The sequence below is a fragment of the Bacteroides cellulosilyticus DSM 14838 genome (assembly GCF_000158035.1).
Lineage (GTDB): Bacteria > Bacteroidota > Bacteroidia > Bacteroidales > Bacteroidaceae > Bacteroides > Bacteroides cellulosilyticus.
Window position 1 is genome coordinate 381,798 of the sequence record NZ_EQ973492.1, and the last position, 11,880, is coordinate 393,677.

General features: G+C 34.0%; 10 protein-coding genes and 1 pseudogene. All 11 read left to right on the forward strand.

Annotated features, from left to right (window positions below; translation table 11 throughout):
* Positions 1–809, forward strand: an 809-nt coding sequence (locus BACCELL_RS19615) for a polysaccharide pyruvyl transferase family protein (protein WP_007213773.1), incomplete at its 5' end; no start/stop codon positions are given.
* Positions 810–979: 170 nt separating this feature from the next.
* Positions 980–2,293: an O-antigen ligase family protein gene (locus BACCELL_RS19620; RefSeq protein ID WP_007213774.1), complete on the forward strand. Its 1,314-nt coding sequence runs from the start codon at positions 980–982 to the stop codon at positions 2,291–2,293.
* Positions 2,294–2,295: 2 nt separating this feature from the next.
* A complete protein-coding gene (locus BACCELL_RS19625) occupies positions 2,296–3,168 on the forward strand; it encodes a glycosyltransferase family 2 protein (protein ID WP_007213775.1) in 873 nt (290 codons plus the stop codon).
* Positions 3,169–3,364: 196 nt separating this feature from the next.
* The gene (locus BACCELL_RS19630) at positions 3,365–4,564 is read left to right on the forward strand and encodes a glycosyltransferase (RefSeq protein ID WP_007213776.1); all 1,200 of its coding nucleotides are present in this window, start codon (positions 3,365–3,367) and stop codon (positions 4,562–4,564) included.
* A gap of 2 nt (positions 4,565–4,566) precedes the next feature.
* Complete coding sequence (locus tag BACCELL_RS19635) at positions 4,567–5,478, forward strand: NAD-dependent epimerase/dehydratase family protein (RefSeq protein ID WP_007213777.1); 912 nt, start codon at positions 4,567–4,569, stop codon at positions 5,476–5,478.
* Positions 5,479–5,482: 4 nt separating this feature from the next.
* Entirely contained in the window at positions 5,483–6,502 is a 1,020-nt protein-coding gene (locus BACCELL_RS19640; protein ID WP_007213778.1) for a polysaccharide biosynthesis protein, read from the forward strand.
* Between the two features lie 34 nt (positions 6,503–6,536).
* On the forward strand, positions 6,537–7,697 hold the full coding sequence (locus BACCELL_RS19645) for a polysaccharide biosynthesis C-terminal domain-containing protein (RefSeq protein WP_007213779.1): 1,161 nt from the start codon (positions 6,537–6,539) through the stop codon (positions 7,695–7,697).
* A complete protein-coding gene (locus tag BACCELL_RS19650) occupies positions 7,694–8,836 on the forward strand; it encodes a UDP-N-acetyl glucosamine 2-epimerase (RefSeq protein WP_007213780.1) in 1,143 nt (380 codons plus the stop codon). Before BACCELL_RS19645 ends, BACCELL_RS19650 begins: the two co-directional genes overlap by 4 nt.
* 11 nt (positions 8,837–8,847) lie before the next feature.
* Positions 8,848–10,056 (forward strand): glycosyltransferase family 4 protein, encoded by a 1,209-nt coding sequence (locus BACCELL_RS19655; protein ID WP_044154142.1) that lies wholly within the window; start codon positions 8,848–8,850, stop codon positions 10,054–10,056.
* A gap of 9 nt (positions 10,057–10,065) precedes the next feature.
* A pseudogene (locus BACCELL_RS27515) lies at positions 10,066–10,626 on the forward strand (sugar transferase); the annotation flags it as partial.
* A gap of 382 nt (positions 10,627–11,008) precedes the next feature.
* Positions 11,009–11,752 (forward strand): hypothetical protein, encoded by a 744-nt coding sequence (locus tag BACCELL_RS19665; protein WP_157133931.1) that lies wholly within the window; start codon positions 11,009–11,011, stop codon positions 11,750–11,752.
* Positions 11,753–11,880: the final 128 nt, after the last annotated feature.

The following is an 11,880-nucleotide window of genomic DNA, read 5'->3' on the forward strand; positions in this document are numbered from 1 at the left end:
TTGCAATATATTCTCCTTCAATTGGTCCATTTAAATCAAAGGATCATTATACAAAATGGGCTAAGTTTGTTTTTGACAATGTTAATTTTCTTTCTTTACGTGATATGCAGAGTTATGTGTATGCAGAGAAGTTGAATGTTGCTTATCAGAAATCTATTGATACTGCATTTTTAGAGGACCCAGTTTGCTCCATCCCGTCTGAAGTTGAAGAGTTATTGCCTAAGAAATATGTGGTTATAGTACCGAATCAACTATATGTGTGGCATCCTCTATTTGTTCATAAAGAGGAGCGATTGATTGATGAATTTTATGAACTGTTAATCCAAAAGTTTTTGGATAATTTAGTAAATGTTTTATTGCTACCACAATTATACTGTAGTAAGCATAATGATGAAGATTATTGTAGATATTTATCTAGGAAATTTTCTAATAATGTTATAGTGTTTTCTTCGAATTATACTTCAGATATCCAACAGTATGTAATAAAAAAATCGATGTTTGTAATAGGTGCTCGGTATCATACAATTGTTTTTTCTATAAATAACTCGGTTCCCTTCGCTTGTCTTTCTTATGAACATAAAATGAAAAATATGTTAGAACTTTTAGGAGTAGAAAGTTTAAATGTTGATATAAATAATTCATTTGCTTCACCTGATGAAATTATAAAATTAATATATAATGGTTTCCTGAATAGGCATATTGTAAAAAATGATATAGAAAAAGCGAGAGAAAAAGCAAAATCACTAGCAATATCTACATTTCAGCAACTGTTGGTTTCCTTAAGCATTGAGTACTATACTAAAAAATGATACTTTTTTAATAAAATAATACCATTGGGATTATGTTTGTTGAAATGAGTGAATAATAGCTATGAGAAAATTTTATATTAATTACTCTCTTTGATATAAAGTGAAATCTAACTTATCTTTTTAATTTAAGTCTTTTAAATTTAAGTAAACTTGAGCCTTTTAAATAATTAATGAAAAATTATATCATTGACATTACTCATAATAGACCGTTTAATGCATTCTATTTATTGCTTGGCTTATGTTCAACCACATCTTTATTATCTATTGGTATATTAGGAATATATATATCTTTGTTCTCAATAGTATTAATACTGGTGTTTATTGATCTTTTTATCAACCAAACTTCCTCTTCTATATATAAAAATACTCACGTTGATAAAATATTTTATTTTTGGATGTTGATAAGTATTGCTTCAAGTTTATTTGGCTTTTTCTATTTTTCAACAGATTCATTTGAATGGCAACTTGCAGCATTAAGTCATATTCCTAAAATGATTATATATACATTGTTATTCTATTTGCTGAAGAAGCAAGTGAATACAACAATGTATGTTAGACTAATAGCAGTTGGAATATTATGGGGAGCTATTTTGAATTTAATTTGGGCGTTATTTGATGCTGCAATATATTACTCTAATGGCTACTCTATTACTAATGAATTGTTTAGTGGCTATATTAATGCTTTAGATGTTCGTTATGGAATGATTTCGCTTACTATTGGTGGAACAATACGTTCGTGTGGTCTAAATATAGATCCTGCAAATATTGGTTTCTTGGCACCTTTACTTGCTAGTTATGCTTTGAAGAGTAGAAAATATTATCTATTCCTATTGTCTTTTATTAGTATTTTTACATCTTTAAGTCATACTGCATTTGTTGGCATTTTATTAGTTTCAATATTGTCAATGTTGACAAATGTTAAAAAGTTTTTAGTCGGATTATTGTTGTTATGTATTATTGCAGTGCCTATTGGTTTTATCTCTAACAATGATAATGGTGTTTCTGCAGCGATGATAAATGCCTTTGTAGAACGGACAGAAGCCAAAGAAGATTCTTCAAGTGAAAGTACGAGAGCTAATTATATATTAAATTTTCCAAAAGCAGTTATGTTGCAGCCATCTTCTTTTCTAATAGGTACTGGGTACTTTACCTCTTCTTATCCGTATGTTAAAAATAAATTGGCAAGTAATTATGAACCATATGACCCTGAAAATACATATATAGCTACATATTTTGATTGTGGAATGATTGGTTTTATTGCTTTTTTGCTGCTTTACTATTCATTATTTAAGAAGTTGAGGTTTAAATGTTTGAACTATAATGATAGTCATTGTTACATTCTATGTGCAGGGATTGAAAGTTCGCTTCTTGTTTTCTTATTTTATCATTATACTATTTATTCTGTTATTATGCTTTTAACGATAATTAGTATAATCGAATACGATAAAATTAAGATCGGCAATTTTAACAACTATAATGTTTAATAATGAAAGCTTCCTTTAAGAATAATAATCAAATAGCAATTATTTTATGCACTTATAATGGGGCACAATATCTTTCAGAACAGTTAGAGTCTATTATAAAACAAACATTCTCCAATTGGACTCTCTATATTAGGGATGATGGCTCTACAGATAATACAATAGAAATAATTCATAATTACCTATTGCTAGATAACAGAATTATATTCTGTGAAAAACTAGAAAAGCATATTGGCCCTCAAAAAGGTTTTATTGGAATGTTGGAATGTGTAGAATCAGAGCTATATATGTTTTGTGACCAAGATGATGTTTGGTTACCTACCAAAATTCAATTATCGGTTGATGTTTATAATGACATATATGTTAAGAATCCTTGCAAACCAATTGTAGTACATACAGATGTGGCTGTTGTCGATGAAAATTTAGCTGTTTTAGAGTCTTCTCATTGGCTAAGTTGTCGACTTAACCCAGATGAATTAAAAAACTATAACTATTTGGCAATTTGTTGTTATACTCAAGGTAATACGATGCTTTTTAATAATGAAGCTAAAAAAATCTCTTTTCCTTACTCTGGTGAATTTATGCATGATTGGTGGATTTCAACAAGAGTAATCAAGTCTAAAGGTATAATAAAATCAATATATATACCAACACTATTATATAGACAACATAGTAATAATGTATTGGGATTTAAATATGGTAATAGTAATCGTATCTTTTATAAAATATTAAATATAACCAATGTTATAAATGATAATCTAGAGTTTTATAAAAATATTCGTAAAGATAACTATGGTTCGGTACTTAAATTCGTTTGGTATAAGATAAGGCTGCTAATAAAACGTTACTCTAAGGTTGATAAAATTGGGATATTGTGAATGTTTCTCTATTATCGATTAGGATAGATATCTCTTTTTTTTGAACTGACATAAATGTCGTTGAGACGCTAATTCATATAAAATATAGGATTCTTGAAATAGAAAACACTTTTTTAATATGTTAGCTTTGTTTTTTTCTTTGAATTAACAAAGGATACTTTTCGTTGATTGCTTATTATATTAATAATGAAATAAGATGAACATATTACACACTGTTAGTTCTTTGGGGAAGAAGTCATATGGTTTGGGGCAAATAAGCATGAGTCTTGCTTCAACCCAAAGCAAACTTAATTTAGATGTTAACGTACTGTCTGTTGATAATTCTGAGGAAGAATTATTATGGAGTTCTACAAAGTATAATTTTCCTCTTGAAAAAATTAGAAATATCCAATGTTCTTACTCTCAGATATTAAATAAGAGTAAGAAGAATGATTTTATTTATTCCTTGAAAGATCTTTCACATATTGACATTGTCCATCAACATAGTTTATGGGGAAAACATTCGCTTTTACTTAGTGAATTTAGGAGTAGACAGATACCTTATATTGTTGCACCTCATGGGACTTTATCTCCATATGCATTGCGTAATGGTTTATCTAGTAGAATAAAAAAGAAAATAGCTTTGAATTTGTATGAGAATGAAAATCTTAAAAAATGTTCCTGTTTGCATGCAACCTCAGAACAAGAGGTTGAAGATTTTAGACAGTTTGGCTTAAGAGCTCCTATTGCTTATATAAAAAATGGAATTAGTGAAGCTGAATTATCACTAACGGGGAATGGTTTTCGTTTTAAAGAAAAATATAATATAGATAAGAATAAACGTGTTCTTTTATATTTGTCAAGAATTACGCCTAAAAAAGGGCTTGATATGCTGCTTTCAGCATTGAACAATTTAAGAGCTTTATTTAATAATTGGCTTTTGGTCATTGCTGGTAATGATGGTAATAAGTATGTAAAAGAGGTATTTCAGATGATTAAAGATTTTCAATTACAGGATAAGGTTGTTGTTATAGAACCACAATTTGATCAAAATAAATTGGATATTTTTTCTGCTGCAGATTTTTTTATTTTACCCTCATATTCAGAGGGGGCACCAATGGTTATACTAGATAGTTTGTCATATGGAGTTCCTGTTATAACAACAAAATCCTCCTCATGGAAAGATTTAGAAAATTTTAGTTGTGGTTATTGGGCTGATATAAATTTGCAATCAATAGAATTAGCTCTAAAAAATATGTTGGATTTGTCAACCGATGAATTGAAAATGATGAGTAGAAATTCGAAACGTTTAATTGAAATGAAATATACCTGGGAAATTATAGCCCAAGATACACTTTGTTTGTATAACTGGTTGCTTGATAAGGGCGAAAAACCTGGATTTATAATAACTGATTAATTATGAAAGTTCTAGTATTAGGAGGAAACGGTTTTATTGGTTCTCATATTGTTGATTTTTTCTTTGCGGCTGGAAATGAAGTGGCCGTTTTAGATATTGCTTATGAGAAATTTAGAGAACCTTTGTCTGGGGTTAAATATTATATAGGTAATTATGGTGATAAGTCATTGATAGATGTAGCATTGAGAGGCGTTGATCTTGTTGTCCATGCTATTTCTTCCACAATTCCTGTTACTTCAAATGAAAATCCAATATATGATGTTCAGTCTAATTTAATTAATACTATTGCTCTATTACACGAATGTGTAAATAAAAGTATAAAGAGAATAATCTATTTATCTAGTGGTGGAGCTGTTTATGGTACAGTCAAATCGTTACCTGTTAATGAGGAACATGTCCTATTTCCACAATCCTCTTATGGGATTGTAAAGTTAGCAGTAGAAAAATATCTTTATCTCTTTAATCATTTGTATGGATTAGAATTTAATATCATTAGACCTTCAAATCCTTATGGTGCACGTCAGAATCCTTATGGAACATTGGGATCGTTATCTGTCTTTTTAGGAAAAATTAGTCGGAAGGAAAATATTCAGATTTGGGGAGATGGTTCCGTGGCTAGAGATTATATTTATGTATCGGATTTAGTGAAAGCCATTTATAGTGCTGCAATCACTGAACATACAAATCAGATATATAATATAGGTTCTGGAAAGGCTTACACACTAAACCAGCTATTGATAAAAATAAGGGACGTCTTAAAAATAGATTTTAATGTTCAATACATGCCTTCAAGACCTTGTGATGTTCCTAATATATTTTTAGATTGTCAATTAGCAAATAAGAATTTAAATTGGTATGTGGAAATACCTTTGGAAGAGGGTATATTACGCACATGGGATTTTATTAAAAAATAAATATATGCCAGCTTTTAGTGATAAAGTATTATTGATTACCGGAGGCACAGGTTCTTTTGGTAATGCTGTCTTACGCCGTTTCTTAGATTCAGATATCAAAGAAATCCGTATTTTTAGTCGTGATGAAAAAAAGCAGGATGACATGCGCCATCACTTGCAGAATCCTAAAGTAAAATTCTACATCGGTGATGTACGTGACAAACGTTCCGTTGATGGTGTCATGAATGGGGTGGATTATATTTTCCACGCTGCGGCATTGAAGCAAGTACCTTCCTGTGAATTCTTTCCAACACAGGCTGTACGCACTAATGTGCTTGGAACAGAGAATGTGCTTGATTCGGCCATTGAACACGGTGTGAAGAATGTCGTAGTACTTTCTACCGATAAGGCAGCCTATCCCATCAATGCTATGGGAATCAGTAAAGCTATGATGGAGAAAGTTGCCATTGCCAAAGGGCGTCAGTTGGGTGAAACCGGTTCTACTACGATTTGTTGTACCCGTTACGGTAATGTCATGGCCAGCCGTGGTTCTGTAATTCCCTTGTGGGTTGAGCAGATGAAAGATAATAAACCGGTGACTATAACAGATCCTAACATGACCCGTTTCATGATGACTTTAGATGACGCCGTTGACCTGGTCATTTACGCTTTCCAACATGGACATAATGGTGACCTGTTTGTCCAAAAAGCTCCCGCTGCTACGCTAGATGTCCTGGCCACTGCGTTGAAAGATTTGTATCATAGTGATGCCGAGGTGAAAGTCATTGGTACTCGTCACGGTGAAAAGTTATATGAAACGCTTGTGACCCGGGAAGAGATGTCCAAAGCCATCGATATGGGGGATTACTACCGTATTCCCTGTGATACTCGCGATCTGAACTATGACAAATTTTTTGTTGAAGGTAGTGAGGAAGTCTCTCGTATAGAAGACTACCACTCTCATAATACTCACCGCTTGGATGTGGAAGGGATGAAACAACTTTTATTGAGACTTTCCTTCATTCGTGAAGATCTTCACCTTTAATCTTTCCTTTTTATTTTAAGAAACATATAATTTTATGATACGAGTTGGCATAACGGGCCAGCCTGGTTTTGTAGGGACTCATCTCTATAATGTACTTGGTCTGTCCCCTGACGAATTCCTTCGTATCCCCTTTGAAGATTTTTATTTTCAGAGTGAGGACAAATTGCGCTCCTTTGTGCGTGAATGTGATGTAATCGTGCATCTGGCAGCCATGAACCGTCATCCGGATCCCCAAGTTCTTTATGATACAAATATCGGTCTGGTTAGCCAGCTGATATCCGCTATGGAAGCCGAAAAGGTTACCCCCCATGTGCTGTTTTCTTCTTCTACCCAGGAGGAGCGTGATAACGAATATGGGCGTTCCAAACGTGAAGGACGTAATCTGCTTGAAGAGTGGGCGGGACGTAATCGTGCCAGTTTTACCGGCATGGTTGTTCCTAATGTGTACGGTCCCTTTGGACGCCCCAATTATAATTCTTTCATTGCCACTTTTTGCTATAAACTGACTCATGGAGAAATACCACAGGTTTTACAGGACAGTGAGGTGTGTTTGATTTATGTGGGTAACCTTTGTAAACATATAATTGGTAAGATACGCGAAGTTTCTTCGAATGCCCTTCCTATGGTTGAACGTGATGTAGTCTCTTATGACTTTGAGAAGAAAGTAACGGAGATTTTGGCTTTGTTGGAAAACTATAAGTCTCTTTACTTCGAACAGGGCATCATTCCTGTCCTGAAGGATAGGGACGAAGTGAATCTCTTCAATACCTTTTGTGGCTATATTGATTTCTCTTCCGTCTATCCCCGTAAACTGGTGAAGCATGAAGATCCCCGTGGTATGTTTGTAGAAACTGTTAAGCTGGGTATCGGTGGTCAGGTTTCTTTCTCTACCACCATTCCCGGTATTACTCGTGGTAATCATTACCATACCCGTAAAATAGAACGCTTCACGGTCATTCGTGGTAAAGCCCGGATCCAGTTGCGTAAAATTGATACAGATGAAGTCCTGAACTTCTATCTGGACGGTAAAGATCCCTGTTATGTGGATATGCCCGTCTGGTATACTCATAATATCACCAACGTTGGAAATGAAGACCTTTATACTCAGTTCTGGATCAATGAATGGTATGATTCTTCTGACGGCGATACCTATTTTGAACCTTGTGATAAAAATGAAAACTATAAATTGAAATGAGCAAGCTTAAGTTAATGACTATCATAGGCACCCGTCCGGAGATTATCCGCCTGTCTGCCACCATTAAGTGTTGTGACCAATACTTTGACCAGATACTTGTACATACCGGTCAGAATTATGATTACTCCCTGAATCAGGTGTTTTTTGAAGACCTCGGTCTTCGTGAACCTGACTACTACCTGAATGCGGTGGGTAAGGACTTGGGTGAAACTATTGGCAATATCATAGCTAAATCTTATCAACTTATGGTGGAAGTGCGACCTGATACGGTTCTGGTTTTGGGAGATACCAATTCCTGCCTTTCCGTTATCGGTGCTAAGCGTCTTCATATCCCCATCTTCCACATGGAAGCCGGTAACCGCTGCTTTGATGAATGCCTCCCTGAAGAAACTAACCGGCGGATTGTTGACGTAACAGCTGACGTAAACCTTTGTTATTCGGAACATGCCCGTCGTTATCTGAATGCTGCGGGTACTCCAAAGGAGCGTACTTATGTTGTTGGCTCTCCTATGGCTGAAGTCCTGCATAATAATCTGGAACAGATCAAAGCTAGTACTATTCTGGAACAGCTCAATCTAGAGAAGTGCAGATATATCCTTCTTTCCGCCCACCGTGAAGAGAACATTGATACGGAGAAGAATTTCTTCAATCTGATGAATGCGGTCAATGAACTGGCTAAGAAATATGATATGCCTATTCTTTATTCATGTCATCCGCGTTCAAAGAAATTCATAGAACAACGCGGTTTTGTATTTGACGCTCGGGTTATTCAGCACCAGCCTTTGGGCTTTCATGATTACAATCATCTTCAGATGAATGCCTTTGCTGTCGTTTCAGATTCGGGTACTTTGCCTGAAGAGAGTAGTTATTTTCTCTCTATCGGTCATCCTTTCCCAGCTGTTTGTATTCGTACGAGTACAGAACGACCGGAGGCTTTGGATAAAGGTAATTTTATACTGGCTGGCATCACAACGGAACAGGTTCTTCAAGCGGTTGATGTAGCTGTGGAGATGAATCGTAATGGTGCTTTGGGTATTCCTGTTCCGGATTATACGGATGAGATTGTATCGGTTAAGGTCGTGAAGTTGATTCAGAGTTATACTGGGGTAGTGGATAAGATGGTCTGGAGAAAATATTAATTACTGTTGAAATGAATATTTTATTTTTGACATTAAGTCGTATGTCCGATATTTCTATGCGGGGAATCTATACAGATTTGATGCGTGAATTTATTCGTCACGGGCATAATGTATATTTGGTTGTTCCCAGTGAACGCCGTTTGCATCAACCAACAGGAGTCTTTGAGAGTGCTGGTGCTAAAATATTGCGGGTAAGAACACTAAATATCCAGAAAACTAATATAATTGAAAAGGGCATTGGTACGTTATTGTTAGAATATCAATGCCAATATGCTATTCAGAAATATTGGAAAAATATAAGGTTTAATCTTATCTTATATTCTACACCTCCGATTACTTTTAACAGAATTATTGCGTCCTTGAAAAAACGATATAATGCAAAATCATATCTGTTGTTAAAAGATATATTTCCTCAAAATGCAGTTGATTTAGGGATGTTTTCTAAAAATAGTCTACTTTATAAGTTTTTTCGTAGAAAAGAAGAGCGTCTCTATCAATTGTCGGATTATATTGGTTGTATGTCTCCTGCTAATGTTGAGTATTTGCTAAAACATAATCAATTTATTAAGGCAGAGACTGTAGAGCTCTGTCCTAATAGCATAGAGTTGCAGAAGAACAGTGAATGGTTAGAGTCTGATAGAAAAGCATTACTCCGAAATCTGAATATTCCTATAGATAAGCTTCTTTTTATTTATGGCGGTAATTTGGGACGTCCTCAAGGTGTGGATTTTCTTATGAAAGTGATTGCTGCTAATGAAAATCGCGATGATACTTTTTTTGTCATAGTAGGAAATGGTACTGAATATGGTAAAATGAAACGATGGTTTGAAAGTAATACTTTACGTAATGCCTGTTTGCTTTCGTCTCTTCCTAAAGAAAATTATGATAAATTAGTGAGGAGCTGTGATATTGGTCTGATATTTCTTGATAAACACTTTACTATTCCTAATTATCCTTCGCGTCTTCTTTCTTATTTGGAAAATGGTATGCCTGTATTACTTGCAACTGATGTAAATACAGATATTGGTCGAATAGCGGAAGTTAATGGTTATGGTCTGTGGACGGAAAGTGGAAATTTGGATATGTTTATGGAATTGGTTGCTTGGATGTCTGAGAATAGAGAACAGAGAAAAGTCATGGGCGAAAAAGGATATTCTTATTTATTATCCAATTATACAGTAGAAAATGGATATCGAATTATAATAAAACATTTTGTATAGTTCATAGTTATGTATTCTCATTTCTTTAAACGATTGATAGATTTTATTATTGCATTTTTTGCATTGGCAATTGTCTGGCCAATTTTATTGCTCATTAGTATTTGGTTGCATTTCGCAAATAAAGGGGCCGGGATTTTCTTTTTACAAGAACGTCCCGGTAAGGATGAAAAGATATTCAAGATCATTAAGTTCAAAACAATGACAGATGAACGGGGAACTGATGGAAATTTATTGCCGGATAAAGAACGATTGACCAAGGTTGGTAAGTTTGTTCGTTCTACTTCTATTGATGAATTACCACAATTAATTAATGTATTGAAAGGTGATATGGCATTGATTGGTCCCCGACCACTTTTAGTACGTTATCTTCCTTATTATACGAAATGTGAAAAAAAAAGACACTTTGTACGACCTGGCATAACAGGATTAGCTCAGGTTAATGGACGCAATAACTTAGATTGGAATACTAAATTAGAGATGGATGTGCATTATGTTGAAAATTTGACATTTTGTTTGGATTTGAAAATAATTTATTTAACTATTTATAAGGTTATTAAGCGTGAAGGTGTAGTTGTAGACAAGAAAGAAAACTATTTAGATATAGAACGAGAAAAATTAACAAGAAAAAAAATGAAAGTAATTATTACAGGAGCTTGTGCCGTTTCTGCACGAAGTGTACTGCGTTCATTAAAAATGAGTCCTCTTTTTGAGAGTACTGAGTTCGTGGGTTGGGATATGTGCAATCTGCTTTATGGTGTATATGAAGGAATATTTGATCGTATCTATAAAGTTCCTGCTGTATCAGATGTATCGTATAGGGCTGTAGTTGAAGATATTTTAAATAAAGAGAAACCTGATGCAGTGATTGTTGTACCTGAGGTAGAGGTATTATATTGGTCTGAATATACATTTGATGTTCCATATATTGTACCTCCCTAAGGAGTTTTCTAAATTGGTTATAAGTAAGGAACGCTTATTTGATGCACTAAAAGATACCAGACTCGTTCCTAAACATATAACTCTGACTGTTAATGAAATAGAAGATCCTAGTTTTATAAATCCATTAGGATTTCCTGTATGGATAAGGGATGGTGCTGCGGGAACAGCTTCAGGTAAAGGTGCATTTAAAGCTACATGTTACGATGATCTTAAAGCATGGGTAAAAATAAATCAAGGTATTATGCAATTTCAGTTGTCGGAATTCTTGCCTGGTGGTAATTATGGCTGTTTTTGTTTGTTCAAAAAAGGGAAATTGATAAAAATAGCGCAGGCTGAGCGCATTGAATACATAATGGCTAAGGTTGCAATTTCTGGAGTTACGGGTAATACTTCAAAAGGACGTTTACTTAATGATGAATTAATAAAGAATACTGCATTGGATGCTATTAGTAGACTTTGCCAAATAACAGGAGAAGAGATGAATGGTTTAGTAGTGGTGGATATGAAAGGTGATACTAATAATATTCCTATTATTACAGAGATAAATATTCGTCATGTTGCCTTTAGTTCATCATTTGCATCTGCTGGCTTTAATATTTCTGAGTTCCAACTATTACTTGCTTTAGATAGAGATAATGAAATATCCCCAGAAGTAGAAAAGTTCTTTCCTCCTTATAATCTAATACTTAGAGATGTAGATGGAGCACCGATTTATATAACTGAAGAGAAGGCATTTAATATAGGAGAGAGTATATAGATGATACTTGTAATCTTTTACTAGATAAATATTATGAAATGATTAGGTGTATCATATTATTTTTGAAAAATAGCTACTCTTTCGTGTTTCTTTTTTATTTATCATTTTCTTTTAATCACATAATTCAA